This is a genomic window from Streptomyces sp. NPDC046831, assembly GCF_040645305.1.
Taxonomy (GTDB): domain Bacteria; phylum Actinomycetota; class Actinomycetes; order Streptomycetales; family Streptomycetaceae; genus Streptomyces.
The window spans coordinates 314104-334024 of record NZ_JBEYXZ010000003.1; the positions used below are offsets into that span (position 1 = coordinate 314104).

A 19921-nucleotide genomic window follows, 5' to 3' on the forward strand; every position below is an offset into this window, starting at 1 on the left:
GCCCGCGCGGCCCGCACCGGATCCCCCGGCACGGGCCGCGTCCGCGTGCGTATGCCGTGCGTGACGATCCGACCACCGGTTCGTTACTCCGTACAAGCCACGAACGTGTGGCCGAGAACGGAGGGGATCCATGGGGGCGAGCGCGTACACCCGGGAGCGACTGGAGGAGGCGGCCCGGGGAGCACGGACGCTGTCGGAGGCGCTGGAGAAGCTGGGCGTGGACCCCAGGAGCCCGACCCGGCGCTATGTGGCGGCGCGGATGCGGAAACTGGGGGTGGACGTCTCGCACTTCGAGCGGGAGGGGGTGAAGTGGACGAGGGAGGTCCTGGAACCAGTGGTGGCCGCGTCGAGCAGTGTCAACGAGGTGCTGCGGCGGCTCGGCCTGGACGTCGTCGGCGGGCATCACACCCACATCTCCCGGCGCATCAGGGCCTGCGGCATCGACACTTCGCACTTCACACCGGCGGTCCGGACGGAGCGCACGGGACGCCACCGTCCTCGCCGCACAGCTGCGGAACTCCTGGTCGAGGAGACGTCGGCGCACGCCCTGCGCGTTCCGAACAGCCGGCTCAGGAGGGCGTTGAGCGAGTCGGGGGTGCAGGAGCGATGCGCCCTGTGCGGTATCGACGGAACCTGGCTGGGGGCTCCGCTCCCGCTGGAGGTCGATCACATCGACGGGAACTGGCGGAACAACCGGATCGGGAACCTGCGCCTGCTCTGCCCGAACTGTCACTCGGCGACCGACACTTACCGCGGGCGCGGCAAGAGGCGCCGAAAAGGCGCCGCCGCATGAGCGACGGTGCGCGCTACACCTGGCAACAGCTGGAGGACGCCGCCTCTTGCTGTGCCGACCTCGACGAGGTGATCGCCTTCTTCGGAGCCCGCCCTTACGGTTACCTCCGCACCTATCTGACCAAGCGCTTCGCCCACTACGGCATCGACATCTCCCACTTCCGCCCCTGTGGCAGGCAGTTGCGGCCATCACGCGACGAACTCCGGTCGGCAGTAGCCGAGTCGGTCTCCCTCGCCGAGGTGCTGCGCCGGCTGGAGCTCGGAAGCCACGGTACCCAGCGAGCGCGACTTCGGCAGTGGATCGCCGACGACAAGCTTTCGACCGCACACTTCCTGGGGCAGGCGCACCGGCGGGGAAAGCCCTCGCCCACCGCCCTGCGGCCGGAGGGCGTTCTGGTGCGGCACGAGGCCGGACACCGGACGAGCACCAGGCGCCTCCGCCAGGCGCTCCGCGCGGTCGGCGTTCCCGAGCAGTGCGCCCGGTGCGGGACGGGTCCGGAATGGTTCGGCCGACCCATGACGCTGGAGATCGACCACATCAACGGGGACTGGAGCGACGACCGGCAGGAGAACCTGCGGCTGTTGTGCCCCAACTGCCATGCGATCACCAGCACCTGGTGCAGAGGAGGCGGAGGGCGTGCGGCACGCCACCCAGTAGAGTAGGCACCGCCGCGGGCCCGTATCCCAGCTGGCAAGAGGACACCGGTTTAGATCCGGTGCGTCGTGGGTTCGAGTCCCACCGGGCCCACAGGTGAAAGAGGGGCCGCGTCTTCGATTCGAAGGCGCGGTCCCTCTTTGCGGGCTTACCCCAGCAGCTCCCGCACCGCCGGTACCAGCGCGCGGAACGCCTTGCCGCGGTGGCTGATCGCGTTCTTCTCCTCGGGGGTCAGTTCGGCGCAGGTGCGCGTCTCCCCGTCGGGCTGGAGGATCGGGTCGTAGCCGAAGCCGTGGGTGCCCGCCGGGGTGTGGCGCAGGGTGCCGGGGAGGTGGCCCTCGACCACCCGTTCCGTGCCGTCGGGGAGGGCGAGGGCGGCCGCGCAGGCGAAGTGGGCGGCGCGGTGTTCCTCGTCGATGTCGGAGAGCTGGGCGAGGAGGAGGTCGAGGTTGGCCTTGTCGTCGCCGTGCCGGCCCGCCCAGCGGGCGGAGAAGATGCCGGGGGCGCCGCCGAGGACGTCGACGCAGAGGCCGGAGTCGTCGGCGACGGCGGGGATGCCGGTGGCCCGGGCGAGGGCGTGGGCCTTGAGGAGGGCGTTCTCGGCGAAGGTGACGCCGGTTTCCCTGACGTCGGGGATGTCGGGGTAGGCGTCGGCGCCGATGAGCTCGTGGGTGAGGCCTGCGTCGGCGAGGATGGCCCTCAGTTCGGCGATCTTTCCGTTGTTGCGGGTGGCGAGGATGAGGCGGGTCATGCCGTCCAGTATCCCGGCTGGTCCCGCCCCGGTTCGTCGCGGTGTCGTCGCCCCGGTCCGGTCCCGTCGCCCCGGTCCGTGCCTGCCGGTCGCTCGGTTCGGTCAGGGGGTCAGGGGGTGCAGACCTTGGTGAGTTCGCCGGCCGCGTCGGTGACGGGGCTGATGTCGGGGGTCCGGTCGCCGTTCTCGACGGCGGTGCGGACGTTGTCGACGGCGGCGCCGAGGTCGTCGACGGCCTTGTTGACGTCGGCGTTGTCGGTTCTGTCGCCGATCTTCTTCAGGTTCCGCTCGATGGCGTCGAGGGACTGGCCGGTGCGGGTGGGGTCGTCGGCCGCGTTCTCGACCGCCTGCTGGAGGTCGGTGACGCTGTCCGCGATGGAGTCGGCGGTCTGGACGCAGTCGAGTGCCTTGTCCACGGCGCTGCAGCCGGTGAGGGCCAGGGTGAGCACGGCGGCGGCAGCGGTGGTGATGGCGGTGGTGCGGCCGGGGCGTCGGTGTCGGCTGGCGGCCATGGCGTGGGTTCCCTCCCCGTGGCGGGCGCCTGGTGGGCGCCGGTCGTCGTCGGTGCGGGCGTACGGCGGTGTGCCGTACGCCCGCACCGGTAGGGACGCGGTGCGGGGTGGGCGGGTTGCCCGTGGTGGCCTCGTCGGCTTGGGCTGTTTTTTACCTGGCGAGGGAGGTCTCGAGTGCGGCGCGCTGGATGGCGGTGAGGTCGGCGCAGCCGGCGGCGGCGAGGTCGAGGAGGGTGTTGAGTTCGTCGCGGGTGAAGGGTTCGGCCTCGGCGGTGCCCTGGACCTCGACGAAGCGGCCGTCGCCGGTGCAGACGACGTTCATGTCGGTGTCGGCGCGGACGTCCTCCTCGTAGCACAGGTCGAGGAGGGGGACGCCGCCGACGATGCCGACGGAGACGGCGGAGACGGTGCCGGTGAGGGGCTGGCGGCCGGGGCGGACGATCTTCTTGGCCCGGGCCCAGGCGATGGCGTCGGCGAGGGCGACGTAGGCGCCGGTGATGGCGGCGGTGCGGGTGCCGCCGTCGGCCTGGAGGACGTCGCAGTCGAGGACGACGGTGTTCTCGCCGAGGGCCTTGTAGTCGACGACGGAGCGCAGCGAGCGGCCGATGAGGCGGGAGATTTCGTGGGTGCGGCCGCCGATCCTGCCCTTGACGGATTCGCGGTCGCCGCGGGTGTTGGTGGAGCGGGGCAGCATGGCGTATTCGGCGGTGACCCAGCCTTCGCCGCTGCCCTTGCGCCAGCGCGGGACGCCTTCGGTGACGGAGGCGGTGCAGAGGACCCTGGTGTCGCCGAAGGAGACGAGGACGGAGCCCTCGGCGTGCTTGCTCCAGCCGCGTTCGATGGTGACGGGGCGGAGTTGTTCGGGGGTGCGGCCGTCGATTCGAGACATGGCGTCGAGCCTAGTGCCCCGTGGTGGGGCCGGAGTGCCGCCCTGGCGGGCCGGGGCGTGTGGTGGGGGCGGGCTCCGGTACGGCGGGCGCCGGCGGGTTCTGGGGGTTCGTGGGGCGGGGCCCCTCCCGCGGCGGGAGGGACCCCGGGGTGCCGGGCGGGCCGGTGTCACATCATGTCTTCGATCTCGGCCGCGATGGGGTCGGCGTCGGTGCCGATGACGACCTGGACGGCGGTGCCCATGGTGACGACGCCGTGGGCGCCGGCGGCCTTGAGGGCGGCTTCGTCGACCAGCGAGGGGTCGTTGACCTCGGTGCGCAGGCGGGTGATGCAGCCTTCGATCTCGTCGATGTTGTCGATGCCGCCGAGCCCGGCAACGATCTTCTCAGCCTTGCTGGCCATGTTCCTTCTCCCTGATCCGAACCGCTTTGTCGCAGTAACCCACAGTTGGCTGATCTTCGCGAGCGGTTGTGCCGTGGGTGCCCGTGGGCGGCGGTCACGACAGCGGAACCGTCGCCGACTGGTCTACACCAGCTTGCGGACGGGGGACAAACGCGGTCAAGGGCTGGGCGGGCGGCTTGGCGGACCGGCGCGGGGGAGGTCCGTCGTACCGTGGGGAGGCGGCCGGGCGGCCGGATTCCCGGTGGCGCCGCGAGGGCCGCGCGGACGGACCCGGCGGGCTTCCCGTGAGGCGCGGGGGCGGGGCTCGACGGCGTGGCCCGGGGGGCGTCCGGCGGGCACTGCGCGTAGTCCCCGAGTAGCAGGATTCGCGGGTTCCTCGGGCCGCCCCCGTCGTGCTACAACAGGTCTACACCACTAGGTGGTGTAGACCAGAGACGCCGCCGTCCCTCCCCCTGTCACGGGCGGCGCCCTGCCCACTGGAGGAAGTTGTGACCACGGCCACCGCCGCTCCCGCGGCCGAGAAGAAGAAGGGCGCCGGCCCGATGGCCGTGCTGCAGCGCATCGGCCGCAGCCTGATGCTGCCCGTGGCGGTCCTGCCCGCGGCCGCCCTTCTGGTGCGTCTCGGCAACGCGGACATGCTGGGACGGCCCTCCTTCCCCACGTTCCTGACGAAGATCGCGGGCTTCATGGCGGCCGGCGGCAACGCGATCCTCGACAACATGGCGCTGCTGTTCGCCGTGGGCATCGCGATCGGCTTCGCCAAGAAGTCGGACGGCTCGACGGCGCTCGCGGCCGTCGTGGGCTACCTGGTCTTCAAGAACGTGCTGGGCACGTTCACCGACAAGAGCCTGCCGAAGGTGGCGCAGGTCGTCGACGGCAAGATCGTCATGGTGGACGCGCCGGTGGACGCCAAGGTCCTCGGCGGCGTGGTGATGGGTCTCGTGGTGGCCCTGCTCTACCAGCGCTTCTACCGCACCAAGCTGCCGGACTGGGCGGGCTTCTTCGGCGGCCGCCGGCTGGTCCCGATCCTGTCGGCCTTCGCGGGCCTGGTCATCGGCATCGTCTTCGGCTACATCTGGCCGGTGCTGGGCACGGGTCTGCACCACCTCGGTGAGTGGCTGGTGGGGTCCGGGGCCGTCGGCGCGGGCATCTTCGGTGTCGCCAACCGCGCGCTGATCCCGATCGGCATGCACCACCTGCTGAACTCCTTCCCCTGGTTCCAGGCCGGCGAGTACCACGGCAAGAGCGGCGACATCCAGCGCTTCCTGGCCGGCGACCCGACGGCGGGCCAGTTCATGACGGGCTTCTTCCCGATCATGATGTTCGCGCTGCCGGCCGCCTGCCTGGCGATCGTGCACTGTGCGCGCCCCGAGCGCCGCAAGGTCGTCGGCGGCATGATGCTCTCGCTGGCGCTGACGTCGTTCGTGACCGGTGTGACCGAGCCGATCGAGTTCACGTTCATGTTCATCGCGCCGGTCCTCTACGCCTTCCACGCCGTGCTCACCGGCGTCTCGATGGCGCTGACCTGGGCCCTGGGCATGAAGGACGGGTTCGGCTTCTCGGCGGGTGCGGTCGACTTCGCGCTGAACCTGGGCATCGCGAGCAACCCGTGGGGTCTGGTGCTGGTGGGCCTGTGCTTCGCGGCGGTCTACTACGCGGTCTTCCGCTTCGCCATCACCAGGTTCGACCTGCCCACGCCGGGCCGTGAGTCCGACGAGGAGCTCGCGGAGATGCAGAAGGCGGAGGCCAAGTAGGGCCTCCCGGACACCGACGCCGAAGGGCGCGTTCCCCGGCCCGCTGCGGACCGGGGAACGCGCCCTTCGTTCTGTTCGACCGGGAGCGGCCGGGGAGCGCGCCTTCCCCGAGGACACCGGGGGCCGCGTTCCAGCTCCGGCACGTCGCGGGCTGCGCGGCCGCTCGGCGCGGCCTCAGACGTCGTACGACGCCCCCGGCGCGGCGAGCTCGACCGGCCCGTCGTAGACCGCGCGGGCGTCCGCCAGGTTGATCCGGGGGTCGGTCCACGGGGGGATGTGGGTGAGCAGCAGGCGGCGGGCGTGGGCCCGGGCGGCGGTCTCGCCGGCCTCGCGGCCGTTGAGGTGCAGGTCCGGGATGGCCTCCTTGCCGTGGGTGAAGGCGGCCTCGCACAGGAACAGGTCGGCGTCGTGGGCGAGTTCGTCCAGCGCCTCGCTGACGCCGGTGTCGCCCGAGTACGTCAGCGTCCGCCCGCCGTGTTCGAGGCGGATGCCGTACGCCTCCACGGGGTGGGCCACCCGCTCGATGTGGACGGTGAAGGGGCCGATGTCGAAGGTGCCCGGCTTGACCGTGCGGAAGTCGAACACCTCGCTCATGGACGAGGCGGTGGGGGTGTCGGCGTAGGCGGTGGTGAGCCGGTGCTCGGTGCCTTCGGGTCCGTAGACGGGCAGGGGGTCGCAGCGGCCGCCGTCGTAGCGGTAGTAGCGCACGACGAAGTAGGAGCACATGTCGATGCAGTGGTCGACGTGCAGGTGGCTGAGGAAGATCGCGTCGAGGTCGTAGAGACCGCAGTGGCGCTGCAGCTCGCCCAGGGCGCCGTTGCCCATGTCGAGGAGCAGCCGGAAGCCGTCGGCCTCGACGAGATAGCTCGAACAGGCCGATTCCGCGGACGGGAACGACCCCGAGCAGCCGACGACGGTGAGCTTCATGAAGCAGAAACCTCCGCTGGCGGGAAGACATCGGAAAGGGGTGACGGGGGTCGTGCGGTCCGTCGAGCGTAAGGGGCGAAAGGGCGGGTCGCTCCTCCACCAAGGGCTGTTGTGGGCGAACTCACCTGTGGTGTCACCGGATCGGCTGGATGTGGGGCGCGTGCGGTTGTCCCAAGGGCGCGCGGTGCGGATCGCGCGCCGGTAACGTCGTCCGTATGGACACGTCCTGGTGGCTGGCGCTCGCGGCGGTGGTGCTGCTCGCGCTCGTCGCCACGCTCGTCGACGGGTGGGGACGGGGGCGGCGGCCCGCCCGGCGCCGGTCCTGGGCGGCGGGGCGGGGCGGTGGGGCGCGGCCGCAGCCCGCGGAGATCTGGTGGGCGCACGTGCCGAACGCCGAGGGGCGCGAGGGCGGCGCCGGTGCGGTGGCGAAGGACCGGCCCTGCCTGGTGCTGTCCGTGCACGGCAGGCGGGTGCGGGTGGCCCGGATCACCAGCAGGGACCGCGGCGAGCGGGCGGGTGTGATCCCGCTGCCGCCGGGTTCGGTGGGGGACGCGCAGGGCCGTATCAGCTTCCTGGAGACCGACCAGGTGCGGGAGGTGCCGGTGTGGGACTTCCGGCACCGGGTGGGTGTGGTGGATCCCGTGCTGTGGGACCAGGTGCGCTACCTGGCCGGGTGAGGCGGTGGCCGGGCGCCGGCCGGCCGCTCGCGGTCCTGGTCCGGACGGCACGGACGGGTGCGGGGGCCGGGCCGGCGGCGCCGGGGGCCGGCGGGCGTTCACGGCCTTCTCACCTCCACCGTGACGGTCCACTCCCCCGCGCCCTCGCAGGCGGCCGGGTCCGTCGTGGTGGCGCACGGGGGGCGGGACGAGGTGAGCCGGGCGGTCCCGGGCCTGACGGCGTCGAAGGCGGCGACGGCGTCGCCGGGCAGGACGACGATGCCGGCGTTGGCGGCCCGCAGGACGTCGCCGGTGGCCCTGACCGGTGTCCAGGGGCGGTCCCTGGTGCCGTCGAGGGTGAGGCGGAGCTGTCCGCCGGGGGTCAGGCAGAGGGTGCGGCCGGAGTCGGCCGCGGTGAGTTCGACGCGGTCCGCGCAGCGCGCCGGGGAGGGCCGCGTGGTGGCGGACGGGGACGCGGAGGGCCGGCCGGCCCCGGTCGTGGGCGCGGTGGGGGACGGCGGGCCCGGCCGGGAGGACGGGCCGGACGCCGGCGGTGCCGCCGTGGGGGACGCCGTGCCGTCGGCGGGGCCGTCGGCCTCGGTGCCGCAGGCCGCGAGGAGCAGCGCGGCCGCCGCCGCGAGGGTGACGGCGGCGGAGGCCCGGTGGAAGGTCGTCGTCCGGCGCATGGGGCGGCCGCCTTTCTGCCAGTGCGGTGCGGGTGCCCGTTTCCCTGGCGCCCTATGTGACGTCTTCCAGCACAGCAGGCCTGCCGGACGCGCGCACAGCGGAGCCCGGTCGGATCCTTCCGGATCCGGCCGGGCTCGTGCCGTTCGTGCGGCCGGGGACCGCGGGTCCGGTCTGGGGCGTGTTTCGAAAGTAGCGTCGTCCGTCCGAAGGGCGGGCCCGGCGGCGTCTGGTGCGTGCGATCGCAAGGCGGAGGGTCGCCCCGATACTGGATGTATCGGGGTGATCCCGACAACGCGGCGAGCGTGCGTGCCAGGCGTCGCCGGGCAGACGGGACTTTCGAAACACGCCCTAGGCCCAGAGCTGGCCGTGCAGCGTCTCGATCGCCTCTTCGGTGGTGGCGGCCGTGTAGACGCCGGTGGAGAGGTACTTCCAGCCGCCGTCGGCGACGACGAAGACGATGTCGGCGCTCTCGCCCGCCTTCAGGGCCTTGCGGCCGACGCCGATCGCGGCGTGCAGGGCCGCGCCGGTGGAGACGCCCGCGAAGATGCCCTCCTGCTGCAGCAGCTCGCGGGTGCGGGTGACCGCGTCGGCCGAGCCGACGGAGAAGCGGGTGGTGAGCACGGAGGCGTCGTACAGCTCGGGGACGAAGCCCTCGTCGAGGTTGCGCAGGCCGTAGACGAGGTCGTCGTAGCGCGGCTCGGCGGCGACGATCTTCACGTCCGGCTTGTGTTCGCGCAGGTAGCGGCCGACGCCCATGAGGGTGCCGGTGGTGCCGAGGCCCGCGACGAAGTGGGTGACGGAGGGCAGGTCGGCGAGGATCTCCGGGCCGGTGGTGGCGTAGTGGGCGCCGGCGTTGTCGGGGTTGCCGTACTGGTACAGCATCACCCAGTCGGGGTGCTCGGCGGCCAGCTCCTTGGCGACGCGCACGGCGGTGTTGGAGCCGCCGGCCGCGGGCGAGGAGATGATCTCGGCGCCCCACATGCGCAGCAGGTCCCGGCGTTCCTGGGAGGTGTTCTCGGGCATCACGCAGACCATGCGGTAGCCCTTGAGCTTGGCCGCCATGGCCAGGGAGATGCCGGTGTTGCCGGAGGTCGGCTCGAGGATGGTGCACCCCGGGGTGAGGCGCCCGTCCTTCTCCGCCTGCTCGATCATGTGCAGTGCGGGGCGGTCCTTGACCGAGCCGGTCGGGTTGCGGTCCTCCAGCTTCGCCCAGATGCGGACGTCCTCGGACGGCGACAGCCGCGGCAGGCGCACCAGTGGGGTGTTGCCGACCGCGGCGAGCGGGGAGTCGTAACGCATCCGGATCAGGCCATGCCGCCGGCCACGGCCGGCAGGATCGTCACGTTGTCGCCGTCGGCGAGCTTGGTGTTGATGCCGTCGAGGAAGCGGACGTCCTCGTCGTTGAGGTAGACGTTGACGAAGCGGCGCAGCTGGCCGCCGTCGACGATGCGGGCCTGGATGCCGGTGTGCCGGGTCTCGAGGTCGGCGAAGAGGTCGGCGAGGGTGTCCCCGTTGCCCTCCACGGCCTTCTGGCCGTCGGTGTACTGGCGGAGGATGGTCGGGATACGGACCTCGATGGCCATGGCTTCGGACTCCTGTCGAATGGAGGTCGGGTCGGTGGACGCGCGGCGGCACGGAGCGTTCGGTCACGCGGGGCGGGGCGCCGTGGCTCACAGCCGTACGGCGGCGGTGTGCTGCGTCAACAGATGGCGCTGTCGAGCCGGCACAGGTCGACGTGCAGCCGCGCCACGAGCAGGGCGCCCGGCGTCTTCTCGCTCACGTCGTCCATAACCATGGGCTCATCGTATCGATTCCCGGCACCCGGTCCGGAGTGCCGTATCATCCTGCGGACGTTGCCCGACCGAAGGGTGAGATCAGTAGGCGTCGACGACCTTGACCTCCTCCTCGGTGATCTCCCCCTCCACGATCCGGAACGAGCGGAACTGGAAGTCGCCGGCGCCGTCGGTGTCGGCGGTGGAGACCAGGACGTAGTGCGCGCCGGGCTCGTTGGCGTAGGAGACGTCGGTGCGGGAGGGGTAGGCCTCGGTCGCGGTGTGGGAGTGGTAGATCACGACCGGTTCCTCGTCGCGGTCGTCCATCTCGCGGTACAGCTTGAGCAGGTCCTGCGAGTCGAACTCGTAGAAGGTGGGCGAGCGGGCGGCGTTCAGCATGGGGATGAACCGCTCGGGGCGGCCGGAGCCCGCCGGGCCGGCGACGACGCCGCACGCCTCGTCGGGGTGGTCCTCGCGGGCGTGGGCGACGATCCGGTCGTACAGGGCCTGGGTGATGGTCAGCATGAGCCTCAGGATAAGCAGGCGGGCCGCCCCGTACCGAAGGGTGGTACGAAGCGGCCCACATGACGGACGTCCTGAGCGGCGGCCGCGGGGTTCCCACGAGCGGTCCCGGCGGCCGGACGTCCGGGCGGAGGGGGTCAGCCCACGTTCTCGAGCTCCGGCTCGCGACGGGAGGTGACCTCCGGGTTGCGGGCCTTGAGGACCCACCATCCGATGCCGAGGGCGACCGCCCACACGGCCATCACGTACAGGCAGACCCGGGAGTCGGCGTCGTAGGCGATCAGGCCCGTGACGAAGAGCAGGAAGGCGATCGCGATCCAGCTGCACACCGCGCCGCCCGGCGCGGGGAAGGAGGAGGCGCGCAGCCGGCCCGCGTCGACGGCGCGGCGGTACAGGACGTGGCTGACGAGGATCATCAGCCAGGTCCAGATGCCGGCGGCGGTGGCGACGGAGGTGACGTAGCCGAAGGCCTTCTCGGGGACGACGTAGTTCAGGACGACGCCGATGCCCATGAAGGCGACGGAGACGGTGATGCCGAGGGCCGGCGTCTTGGAGGCGGACAGCTTGCTGAAGACCCGCGGGGCCTCGCCGTTGTCGGCGAGGGTGCGCAGCATGCGGCCGGTGGAGTACATGCCGGAGTTGCAGGACGACAGGGCGGCGGTGAGCACGACGAAGTTGACGATGGCGGCGCCGGCCGGGATGCCGATGACCGCGAACGCCTTCACGAAGGGGCTGACACCCGGGGCGAACTCGGTCCACTTGACCACGCACAGGATGACGGTGAGGGCGCCGACGTAGAACAGGGCGATGCGCCAGGGCAGGGTGTTGATCGCCTTGGGGAGGGTCTTCTCCGGGTCCTCGGACTCACCGGCGGTGACGCCGACCAGCTCGACGGCGAGGTAGGCGAACATGACGCCCTGCAGGGTCATCAGGGACGAGCCGATGCCCTTGGGGAAGAAGCCGTCGAAGGCCCACAGGTTGGAGACGGCCGCGGTGTCGCCGGCGGCGCTGAAGCCGAAGGTGAGGACGCCCAGGCCGATGACGATCATGCCGATGAGGGCGGTGACCTTGACCATGGAGAACCAGAACTCGATCTCGCCGAAGAGCTTCACCGAGATCAGGTTGGCCACGAACAGCACGACGAGGAAGACCAGCGCCGTCACCCACTGCGGGACGGACGGGAACCAGTAGTGGACGTAGATCGCGGCGGCCGTCAGCTCGGCCATGCCGGTCACCACCCACATCAGCCAGTACGTCCAGGCGGTGAAGTAGCCGAAGAACGGGCCGAGGAACTCGCGGGAGTACTCGGCGAAGGAGCCCGAGACCGGGCGGTAGAGCAGGAGCTCGCCGAGCGCCCGCATGATGAAGAAGATGATGACGCCCGCGAGGGCGTACATGAGGATGAGACTGGGGCCGGCCTTGGCGATGTTCGCCCCGGCGCCCAGGAAGAGGCCGACGCCGATGGCGCCGCCGATCGCGATCATCTGGACCTGGCGGCTGCCGAGTCCTCGCTCGTATCCCTCTTCGGGAGCGTCGCCGCTCACGACGTCATTGCGGCCGTGCTCGTCGTAGCTCTTCCCGACCTGCGATGAGGTCATGTGTGGTGCGCCTTTCTCCATGCCGACCCGGGCCGCTGGTCGGCCGCGGATCGGGTTGCGATCCCCCCGGATACCTGGAGCTGAGCGGCCTGCGGAGCCGCTCGTGCCTGGCCGGCGGTTGCCGACTCGGTGGCGCACCCGACGGGACATGGGTGGTGTCCGCCGGGCGGTCGTGAAGATTTACCACGCGCGCGGGACTGATCGTCGGTGCGCGCTGTGGCGCATCGCACAGGAAGAAGGGGACAAAGCGCACCACGACCGGCCGTACCGGGCCGGCGCGGTGACGGGATCGTTATCCGGATTTGAGTGTCCGTTGAGCGAACACCCCACCGGTCACGCCCGGGCAGATCAGGGCATAAGGGTGCTGACGAGGGTCTCCTGGAGGCCGCCGAGCCAGAGGTAGGCCATCACCATGGGCTTGCGCGGGTCCTCGTCCGGGAGCCGGAAGAGGTCGTCGGTGTCGTCCTCCTCGGAGATCTCCAGCCGGGAGCCGATGGCCAGGCGCAGGTCGTTCAGGGCGCCGAGCCACCGCCTGGACTCCTGCGGCGACAGGCGCAGCACCGCTGCGCCCTCGCCGGCGGACGCGGAGGCCAGCTCGTCCAGCGAGCGGATCACCGCGAGGGCGTTGTCGCGCTTGCCGGCGCGCAGGTCGTTCTCGGTGTAGCGGCGGAACTCGGCGGAGTGCGCGCGCTGCTCCTCGGCCTTCTGCGGTGAGGCGGGGGCCTCCTCGGGGTCGCTGTAGGCGTCGGGGAACAGCCGCCTGAGCACCGGGTCGGAGGGCGGCTCGCTCGGGCCGTCGGCGAACAGCTCGGCGAGCGGATCGGCGGACCCGCCGTCGGCGGGGCCGGGGCCGATCAGCTCCAGGAGCTGCACGGCCAGCGACCTGATGATGGAGATCTCGACGTCGTCGAGCGCGACGGCCGCGCCGCCGCCGGGAAGCGGTTCGAAGTGTCCTGGCATGGAGGTGGGTTCGCTGCCTGTCGGTCCTGGGGGCTATTTCCGGTCCTGCTGGAGGGTGGCCCACAGACCGTAACCGTGCATGGCCTGCACGTCCCGCTCCATCTCCTCGCGGCTGCCGCTGGAGACGACCGCCCGGCCCTTGTGGTGGACGTCGAGCATGAGCTTGGTGGCCTTGTCCTTGGAGTAGCCGAAGTACGTCTGGAAGACGTACGTCACGTAGCTCATGAGGTTGACCGGGTCGTTGTGGACGATCGTGACCCAGGGCACGTCGGGCTCGGGGACGGCGAATGTTTCCTCCGCCGACTCGGGGCGTTCGATCTCTGCGGGAGCGGGTGAGGTCACATGCCCATGCTGCCACCGCCGGGGGGTAGGAGCACAAACGGACCCCGCCGCGCTGCGCCGTTCGTGCCCGCCCGGCCGGGCGGGTGCGGAGGTGATCCGCACGACGGCCCCAGAAATCGTCAGACTGACGAAATCGGAGTACGATCCCGCACCATGAACACAGCGGACCTTGGGCTGCCGGTGGACGTTCCCTCGACGGCGCTCTTCACGGACCAGTACGAGCTCACGATGCTGCAGGCATCCCTGAAGGCCGGCACCGCCGGGCGGCGGAGCGTCTTCGAGGTCTTCACCCGGCGCCTGCCCGACGGACGGCGCTACGGCGTCGTGGCGGGCACCGGCCGCGTCCTGGACGCGGTGGCGAACTTCCGCTTCGACCCGGGCGTCCTGTCCTTCCTGCGCGACCGCGGTGTCGTCGACGAGGCGACACTTCAGTGGCTGGCGGACTACCGGTTCAGCGGCGACATCTGGGGCTACCCGGAGGGCGAGGTGTACTTCCCCGGCTCGCCGATCATGCGGGTGGAGGGCACCTTCGGCGAGTGCGTGCTGCTGGAGACCGTGATCCTGTCGATCCTCAACCACGACTCGGCGATCGCGGCCGCCGCCTCGCGCATGTCGTCCGCCGCCGGTGACCGGCCGCTGATCGAGATGGGCGCGCGCCGCACCCACGAGCTGGCCGCGGTCGCCGCGGCCCGGGCCGCCTACGTCGGCGGGTTCGCGACCACCTCGGACCTGGCGGCCGGCTTCCGGTACAACATCCCGACCGTCGGCACCTCCGCCCACGCCTTCACCCTGCTGCACGACAACGAGCGGGACGCCTTCCGGGCCCAGGTGGACTCCCTCGGCCGGGGCACCACCCTGCTGGTGGACACCTACGACGTCGCCGAGGCCGTCCGCACCGCCGTCGAGGTGGCCGGGCCGGAGCTGGGCGCCGTGCGCATCGACTCAGGCGACCTGCTGCTGGTCGCCCACCGCGTCCGGCAGCAGCTCGACGAGCTGGGCGCCCACGACACCAAGATCGTCGTCACCTCGGACCTCGACGAGTACGCCATCGCCTCGCTGGCGGCGGCACCCGTGGACGCCTACGGCGTCGGCACGCAGCTGGTGACCGGGTCCGGCCACCCGACGGCCTCGATGGTCTACAAGCTGGTCGCCCGCGCCGAGAGCGCCGATCCCGCCGCCCCGCTGGTGCCGGTGGCGAAGAAGTCCACCGGCGGCAAGACCTCCGTCGGCGGGCGCAAGTGGGCCGCACGGCGCCTGGACGCGTACGGGGTCGCCGAGGCCGAGGTCGTCGGCACCGGCCCGGTGCCCGCCGGCCTCGCCGACCGGCAGTTGCTGGTCGAGATGGTCAAGGGCGGCGAGGTCGTCGGCCGTGAGCCCCTGGACGCCGCCCGGGGCCGGCACGCCGCCGCCCGCGCCGGGCTGCCGCTGTCGGCGACGCAGCTCTCCCGCGGGGAGCCGGTCATTCCGACGGAGTACGTGCAGACGGGCTCGGGTAGCTAAAGCGGGTGCCCACTCCCGCAGGAGCCCCCGGCCCCTCCCGCGCGGACCCCGGTGCCACCGGGCCCGCCGGGTGACACACGCCTCCTCCCACCGACCCGACAGCCGAAGGACACCGACCATGCGCCGCGCCTTGATCGTCGTAGACGTGCAGAACGACTTCTGCGAGGGGGGCAGCCTCGCGGTGGCCGGGGGTGCCGACGTCGCCGCCGCCATCACCGAGCTGATCGGCCAGGCGCCGGCCGGGTACCGCCACGTGGTGGCCACCCGGGACCACCACATAGCGCCCGGCGGCCACTTCGCCGACGACCCCGACTACGTCCGCTCCTGGCCCGCGCACTGCGTCGCCGGCACCGAGGGCGTGGGCTTCCACCCGAACTTCGCCCCCGCCGTCGCCTCCGGCGCGATCGACGCCGTCTTCGACAAGGGCGCCTACGCGGCGGCCTACAGCGGCTTCGAGGGCGCCGACGAGAACGGGCTGTCGCTGGCCGACTGGCTGAAGGCCCGGGAGATCGGCGAGGTCGACGTGGTGGGCATCGCCACGGACCACTGCGTGCGGGCCACGGCCCTGGACGCGGTGAAGGAGGGCTTCCGCACCAGGGTCCTGCTGGACCTGACCGCCGGGGTGGCCGAGGAGACCACCGGCCGGGCCCTGGAGGAGATGCGGCGGGCGGGCATCGAACTCACGGGCAAACCGGTCGTCGCCTAGGTCCCGCGCACCGGACCCGGCCCGTGAGCGCCTGCCCACCGGGCCGGGCGCGGACCGTCGGCCCCTGCGCGCCGGGCCGGGCGGTAGCCGTGAGCGCCTGCGCGCCGGGCCGGGCGGAGACCGTCAGCCCTGCCCACCCGGCCGGGCGGAGACGTCAGCCCCGGTCCGTGACCCGTGGGCGACGGGGCTCCGTGGGGGACGTCGGGCGGCCCGGCAGGGACCGGATCGAACGCCACAGCTCCGTCCGGCCGGCGCTCTGCCCGACGGCGCCGCCGGGGGCCGTGCGCCATATCAGGCCGTCCGGGTGGTGCAGGACCGCGGTGATCTCGTCCGGCGTCGGCGGGGCCGCGTTGCCGCGCAGGTAGACCGCCCGCAGGCCCAGGTTGCGCAGGCGCGTCAGCGCACGGGCGCGGTTGCGGGCGTGGATCAGTACGCGCACTCCCCCGCCGGGAGCGCCGCCGGCCGGGCCGTCGGCGGCGGGACTGGGCAGGTTCAGCGCCACCACCACCGTGCCGCTCGGCAGCTTGCAGAAACCTCCTGCGGTCATGCGGTCACTTCCCCGTCCCCGTCGGTGTCAATAAGCGAGCCATAGGACGCACCTAAACACGATCGGCGGCAACCCGCCAAGGGGTTGCCGCCGAAACGTGTGCGACCTGCGCCTTTACCGACTACTTGGCGGCGCGGTCCACCTGGAGCTCGATCGTGGAGCCGTCCCAGGCCTCCTTGAGGATCGAGATCTTGGTGTTGGTGTCAGTGACCTCGACACCACCGGCCGGGTTCGACGGGTCGTAGTAGGTGTTGGTCCGGTCGTTGAAGACGGACACACCCCTCGACGCCTTGATCTGCTTGGCGACGTCCGCCTTGTGCAGCGTGATGCCGTCCGTCCCGTACAGGCTGAAGGGCGAGTCGTACGCCTGGATGCGGTTGCGCATCAGGGTGCCGTCGGTCCACCGCAGCGCCGCCGGGTGCGAGTCGACCGGCAGGATCAGACCGGTGCCCGGGTGGGCGCTGGTGTTGTTGTCCAGCTGGGAGGTGTCCCACTTCCAGATCAGCAGGCCGTTCTGGTACGGGTAGTGCTCCACCCAGTCCGGGCGGCCGGCGAAGCCGAAGTTGTACGGGCCCGTCTTCAGGGTCGTGTCGTACGAGACGTACTGGCGGTTCTCGGCGAGGTAGTACTGCTTGTAGTCCTTGGTGAAGGACGCGCCGATACGGGAGAAGCCGTTCGCCGTCCAGGCCGCGTCCGCGGACTCGGCGTTGTCGGAGAACAGGGTGGCGCCGTCGGCGGTCACCGTGATCTCGTCGGCCGCGAAGCCCTTCTGCGCCACGCCGCCGTCCGTCTGGTAGCGGAAGCGGAGCTGGATCTTCTGGCCGGCGTAGGCGTCGAGCGGGTACGACAGCTTGCTGTAGCCGTCGACCGTGCCGGTCAGGGCCGGCTTGTCGCTGCCGTCCCGCGGGACGGGCTGGCCGTCCACGGTCCCGTCCAGGGCGGTCCAGTTGGCGCCGCCGTCGGTCGACACCTCGGCGTAGAGGAAGTCGTAGTTGGCCTCGATGTCGTACCAGCCGTCCAGGGTGAGGGCGGCCGACGACTTGCCGGTGAGGTCGACGGAACGGGTCAGGGTGTTCCTGAGGTCGTCACCGCTGCCGCTCCACCACTGGGTCGAGCCCTCGGCCGGGGTGACCACCTCGGTGGTGACCGCCTTGTCCGGCAGGGAGACGACCAGCGCCTGGCGGTGCTTGGTGTTGTACTCGGCGACGCCCAGCTTGTGCCAGGACTTCACACCGGCCTTGGCGGTGTCGTAGTTCAGCCAGCCGAGCTGGAGCTTGTCCCAGGAGTTCATGTCGCCCGGCAGGTCGCCGATGGCGTCCTCGCCGCGGCCGAGCCAGGAACCGGAGGACATCAGCGTCCAGAAACCGGTGGAGTTCTCACCGCCGGCGGTGTCGTACTCGTCGGGCAGGCCGAGGTCGTGGCCGTACTCGTGGGCGAAGACGCCGAGTCCGCCGTTCTCCGGCTGGATGGTGTAGTCGCCGACCCAGATGCCGGTCTGGCCGATCTGGGTGCCGCCGAGCCTGTTGTTCTCGGGGCCGGTGGCGCCGGCGTCGGTGCCGAAGGCGTACCAGCGGTGCGCCCAGATCGCGTCCTCGCCCTGGACGCCGCCGCCGGCGGACTCGTCCTCACCGGCGTGCACGATCTGGAAGTGGTCGATGTAGCCGTCGGGCTCGTTGAAGTTGCCGTCGCCGTCGAAGTCGTAGCGGTCCCACTGGTCGTAGTTGGCCAGGTCCGCCTTGATGTCGGCGTCGGACTTGCCGGCCGCCTTCTGCTGGGCCACCCAGGCGGTGACGCCGTCGCTGACGACGTTCCACACGCTGGAGCAGGTGCTGTCACCGCAGTAGTTGGAGCCGTAACGGGCCTCGTTGTAGGGCACCTTGACCCAGTCGGAGACCTCGCCGTCGACCGAGTAGCGGCCCGAGGACTGCTTCTCGTAGTACTTCTTCATGGACTCGACACCCTCGCCGGTGCCGAAGTACATGTTCTCGAAGTGCTTCCGGTCGTAGTCCTGCTGCCACTCCGTGCTGTTGTCCAGCTTGCGGTCGGGCGCGGCTATCCGGTTGTGCAGCGGGCCGGCGTCGCCGCCGTACCGCGGGTCGACCTGGTCGCCGAACTCCACCAGGATGGTGAAGATCTTGTCGGTCTTCTGCCGGCCCAGCTCGACGTACTTGTCCTCGCCCGTCAGCTGGACGACCTTCGAACCGTTGCGGTCCTTCACTTGCGCCTTGCCGGCGATGACCTGGTTCAGCGCCTCCTGGCGCTGGGCTTCCTGAGTCTTGCTCAGCGGGCCGTCGAGGTCGTGCTCCGCCATCTTCACCGGCTGCGGGTCGTGCCGGTCGACGGAGGCGGAGGTGTCCGTCGTCGCGGCCTCCGCCACGGCGAACGTCGAGAACGAGGCGGTGGCCGCCGCGAGCGCGACACCGATCGCGGCCGTTCTGAACGTCCAGGGTCTGCTGGTCACGTGCTGTCCTCCCCTGACGCGTCCCAGGGCGCGCGGAAGGGAGTCCCGGGGCATGCGGGCATGCGGGATGCGGGCATGCGGAAGTCCGCGCGCGATCAACGCGTGTAGTCAAGTGACGACATTTGACTGCAAGTTCAAGAGAAAAGACAGACCTTGACTTGGACAGGTCAAGTGCATTATGCGGAGCCGGCGTCCGCTTTGCGGACGGCCGGGGTGGCGGGCGACGGCGCGCGCGCACGTCCACTTCGTGGACGGTATGACTCCGTGCGCCCCCCATGCACCGGTACCGTGGGTTAGGTCACGCTTACCGGCCGTTCCCCTCGGGCATGGAGGCGGTTAGAGTCGAATGGCGGAACGTCAGGAAGTCGGCGGAAAGCCAGGCCGGCACCCCGTCTCACCCCCGATCCTGCCGAGGACACGATTGCCATGCCTCGTCCGACTGCCGCACAGCTCGCCTACGGTTGCTGCACCGTGCTTCTCTCGACGCTCGCCATGCTGCTGCTGTCGCAGACGAGTTCGGGCCTGTGGATCGCCGTCATCGCCGTCGCGGCGCTCGGCCTCGGACTGCTCGTCGCCCTGACGGTGCCGCTGCCCGAGGCGCGTCCCTCGGCACCCGAGACACCTGCCGCACCACGGCAGCGGCCACCCGAGCGACGCGAACGCGTCTCCGCCGGCGCGGACGCGGCGCGGGGTACGACGACCTCCTGACGTCGTCCGCCGTTGAGATGTGATGGTCCGTCAGCGGATGCTGACCACCACCGTCTTGGCCGCCTTGTCGTGCAGGCCCTGCCGGTAGGGGCGGTCGAAGTAGCTCCAGCCGCCCGAGACCGCCAGCCAGACGCAGGCGCAGCAGAACCAGAAGGGCAGCCAGAGCACCAGCGCGCGGACCAGCGCGGTCTGCACCGACGGGGTGGCACCGTTGCCGAGGTCGGCCACCCGCATGCCCAGCCACTTCTTGCCGAGCGTCTGCCCCGACCGGGCGGTCAGGTAGGTGTCGTAGGCGATGTAGAGCACGGCGGCGATCACGGACTGGGTGAACGACCTGCCGATCTCGATCCGCTCGGTGTTCACCATGTACTCGTTCACCCGCAGGCCCCAGGTGAGCAGCCAGACGACGACGCCGACGAGGACCAGGTCGATGATCCGGGCGAGCGTGCGCCTCCCGGGATCCGCGAGCGGGGGCATGCCGGCGAGCGGGTCGGACGGGTACTCGCCGCCGCCGTACGGGCCCTGGGGGCCGCCGCCGTACGGACCCTGCGGCCCACCGCCGCCTTGCGATCCACCGCCGTGGGGGCCTTCCCCGCCGGGAGGCCGGTCGTAGGGGCTGCCGCCCTGAGGGTTCTCGCCGGGGGGCCGGTCGTACGGGCTGCCGCCCTGAGGGTTCTCGCCGGGAGGCCGGTCGTACGGGCTGCCGCCCTGAGGGTTCTCGCCGGGAGGCCGGTCGTACGGGCTGCCGCCCTGAGGGTTCTCGCCGGGAGGCCGGTCGTAC

The 19921-nt window shown here is 71.4% G+C and carries 23 protein-coding genes and 1 tRNA gene; 8 read left to right on the forward strand and 16 right to left on the reverse strand.

All coding sequences use genetic code 11. The features are described 5' to 3' along the window. The first annotated feature begins 130 nt into the window (after nucleotides 1-130). The 3 genes from ABZ920_RS04795 to ABZ920_RS04805 all read left to right on the forward strand — a co-directional run bounded on the left by ABZ920_RS04795 (nucleotide 131) and on the right by ABZ920_RS04805 (nucleotide 1540). The gene (locus tag ABZ920_RS04795) at nucleotides 131-793 is read left to right on the forward strand and encodes an HNH endonuclease signature motif containing protein (protein WP_361498787.1); all 663 of its coding nucleotides are present in this window, start codon (nucleotides 131-133) and stop codon (nucleotides 791-793) included. Then, on the forward strand, nucleotides 790-1455 hold the full coding sequence (locus ABZ920_RS04800) for an HNH endonuclease signature motif containing protein (RefSeq protein WP_361498789.1): 666 nt from the start codon (nucleotides 790-792) through the stop codon (nucleotides 1453-1455). The genes ABZ920_RS04795 and ABZ920_RS04800 overlap by 4 nt, the downstream gene beginning before the upstream one ends. Before the next feature lie 10 nt (nucleotides 1456-1465). Further along, a tRNA-Leu gene (locus ABZ920_RS04805) sits at nucleotides 1466-1540 on the forward strand. Between the two features lie 55 nt (nucleotides 1541-1595). Here ABZ920_RS04805 and rdgB read toward each other — a convergent pair. The 4 genes from rdgB to ABZ920_RS04825 all read right to left on the reverse strand — a co-directional run bounded on the left by rdgB (nucleotide 1596) and on the right by ABZ920_RS04825 (nucleotide 4000). Next, complete coding sequence (rdgB, locus tag ABZ920_RS04810; protein WP_361498791.1) at nucleotides 1596-2198, reverse strand: RdgB/HAM1 family non-canonical purine NTP pyrophosphatase; 603 nt, start codon at nucleotides 2196-2198, stop codon at nucleotides 1596-1598. A 110-nt stretch (nucleotides 2199-2308) separates the two neighbouring features. Next, nucleotides 2309-2710, reverse strand: coding sequence for a hypothetical protein (locus ABZ920_RS04815; RefSeq protein ID WP_361498793.1), 402 nt, complete (start codon nucleotides 2708-2710; stop codon nucleotides 2309-2311). 151 nt (nucleotides 2711-2861) lie between these two features. Further along, nucleotides 2862-3599 (reverse strand): ribonuclease PH, encoded by a 738-nt coding sequence (gene rph / locus ABZ920_RS04820; protein WP_361498795.1) that lies wholly within the window; start codon nucleotides 3597-3599, stop codon nucleotides 2862-2864. Nucleotides 3600-3766: 167 nt separating this feature from the next. Beyond that, the gene (locus ABZ920_RS04825) at nucleotides 3767-4000 is read right to left on the reverse strand and encodes a PTS glucose/sucrose transporter subunit IIB (RefSeq protein WP_361498797.1); all 234 of its coding nucleotides are present in this window, start codon (nucleotides 3998-4000) and stop codon (nucleotides 3767-3769) included. 488 nt (nucleotides 4001-4488) lie between these two features. On the opposite strand from ABZ920_RS04825, the gene ABZ920_RS04830 reads away from it, so the two are divergent. Next, nucleotides 4489-5754, forward strand: coding sequence for a PTS transporter subunit EIIC (locus ABZ920_RS04830; RefSeq protein WP_361498799.1), 1266 nt, complete (start codon nucleotides 4489-4491; stop codon nucleotides 5752-5754). Between the two features lie 174 nt (nucleotides 5755-5928). Here the strand turns inward: ABZ920_RS04830 and ABZ920_RS04835 are convergent, their stop codons facing one another. Then, entirely contained in the window at nucleotides 5929-6681 is a 753-nt protein-coding gene (locus tag ABZ920_RS04835) for an MBL fold metallo-hydrolase (RefSeq protein ID WP_361498801.1), read from the reverse strand. 215 nt (nucleotides 6682-6896) lie between these two features. On the opposite strand from ABZ920_RS04835, the gene ABZ920_RS04840 reads away from it, so the two are divergent. After that, nucleotides 6897-7358, forward strand: a complete 462-nt coding sequence (locus tag ABZ920_RS04840; RefSeq protein ID WP_361498803.1) for a type II toxin-antitoxin system PemK/MazF family toxin — start codon at nucleotides 6897-6899, stop codon at nucleotides 7356-7358. 98 nt (nucleotides 7359-7456) lie between these two features. Here the strand turns inward: ABZ920_RS04840 and ABZ920_RS04845 are convergent, their stop codons facing one another. From ABZ920_RS04845 to clpS, 8 genes are all read right to left on the reverse strand, one after another. Continuing rightward, nucleotides 7457-8023: a hypothetical protein gene (locus ABZ920_RS04845; protein ID WP_361498805.1), complete on the reverse strand. Its 567-nt coding sequence runs from the start codon at nucleotides 8021-8023 to the stop codon at nucleotides 7457-7459. A gap of 349 nt (nucleotides 8024-8372) precedes the next feature. After that, entirely contained in the window at nucleotides 8373-9323 is a 951-nt protein-coding gene (locus ABZ920_RS04850; protein WP_361498806.1) for a cysteine synthase, read from the reverse strand. Nucleotides 9324-9328: 5 nt separating this feature from the next. Next, nucleotides 9329-9607, reverse strand: a complete 279-nt coding sequence (locus tag ABZ920_RS04855; RefSeq protein WP_361498808.1) for a MoaD/ThiS family protein — start codon at nucleotides 9605-9607, stop codon at nucleotides 9329-9331. Between the two features lie 116 nt (nucleotides 9608-9723). Continuing rightward, complete coding sequence (locus tag ABZ920_RS04860; protein WP_361498810.1) at nucleotides 9724-9819, reverse strand: putative leader peptide; 96 nt, start codon at nucleotides 9817-9819, stop codon at nucleotides 9724-9726. Nucleotides 9820-9898: 79 nt separating this feature from the next. Further along, a complete protein-coding gene (locus ABZ920_RS04865) occupies nucleotides 9899-10321 on the reverse strand; it encodes a M67 family metallopeptidase (protein ID WP_361498812.1) in 423 nt (140 codons plus the stop codon). 134 nt (nucleotides 10322-10455) lie between these two features. Beyond that, entirely contained in the window at nucleotides 10456-11916 is a 1461-nt protein-coding gene (locus ABZ920_RS04870) for an amino acid permease (protein ID WP_361498814.1), read from the reverse strand. Nucleotides 11917-12264: 348 nt separating this feature from the next. Then, complete coding sequence (locus tag ABZ920_RS04875; RefSeq protein ID WP_361498816.1) at nucleotides 12265-12876, reverse strand: DUF2017 domain-containing protein; 612 nt, start codon at nucleotides 12874-12876, stop codon at nucleotides 12265-12267. A gap of 33 nt (nucleotides 12877-12909) precedes the next feature. Continuing rightward, nucleotides 12910-13218: an ATP-dependent Clp protease adapter ClpS gene (clpS, locus tag ABZ920_RS04880; RefSeq protein ID WP_361498818.1), complete on the reverse strand. Its 309-nt coding sequence runs from the start codon at nucleotides 13216-13218 to the stop codon at nucleotides 12910-12912. A gap of 153 nt (nucleotides 13219-13371) precedes the next feature. Here clpS and ABZ920_RS04885 point away from each other — a divergent pair, with 153 nt between their 5' ends. Together ABZ920_RS04885 and ABZ920_RS04890 are read left to right on the forward strand one after the other, a co-directional pair. Continuing rightward, nucleotides 13372-14718: a nicotinate phosphoribosyltransferase gene (locus ABZ920_RS04885; RefSeq protein ID WP_361498820.1), complete on the forward strand. Its 1347-nt coding sequence runs from the start codon at nucleotides 13372-13374 to the stop codon at nucleotides 14716-14718. Between the two features lie 118 nt (nucleotides 14719-14836). After that, complete coding sequence (locus tag ABZ920_RS04890) at nucleotides 14837-15424, forward strand: isochorismatase family protein (RefSeq protein WP_361498822.1); 588 nt, start codon at nucleotides 14837-14839, stop codon at nucleotides 15422-15424. Nucleotides 15425-15578: 154 nt separating this feature from the next. Here ABZ920_RS04890 and ABZ920_RS04895 read toward each other — a convergent pair whose 3' ends face one another. After that, nucleotides 15579-15971, reverse strand: a complete 393-nt coding sequence (locus ABZ920_RS04895) for a hypothetical protein (RefSeq protein WP_361498824.1) — start codon at nucleotides 15969-15971, stop codon at nucleotides 15579-15581. A 121-nt stretch (nucleotides 15972-16092) separates the two neighbouring features. Next, complete coding sequence (locus ABZ920_RS04900; protein WP_361498826.1) at nucleotides 16093-18432, reverse strand: immune inhibitor A domain-containing protein; 2340 nt, start codon at nucleotides 18430-18432, stop codon at nucleotides 16093-16095. Between the two features lie 426 nt (nucleotides 18433-18858). Between ABZ920_RS04900 and ABZ920_RS04905 the strand changes: the two genes are divergently transcribed. Next, on the forward strand, nucleotides 18859-19140 hold the full coding sequence (locus ABZ920_RS04905; RefSeq protein WP_361498828.1) for a hypothetical protein: 282 nt from the start codon (nucleotides 18859-18861) through the stop codon (nucleotides 19138-19140). A gap of 30 nt (nucleotides 19141-19170) precedes the next feature. Here the strand turns inward: ABZ920_RS04905 and ABZ920_RS04910 are convergent. Then, on the reverse strand, nucleotides 19171-19921 hold a 751-nt coding region (locus ABZ920_RS04910; protein WP_361498830.1), incomplete at its 5' end, for an RDD family protein.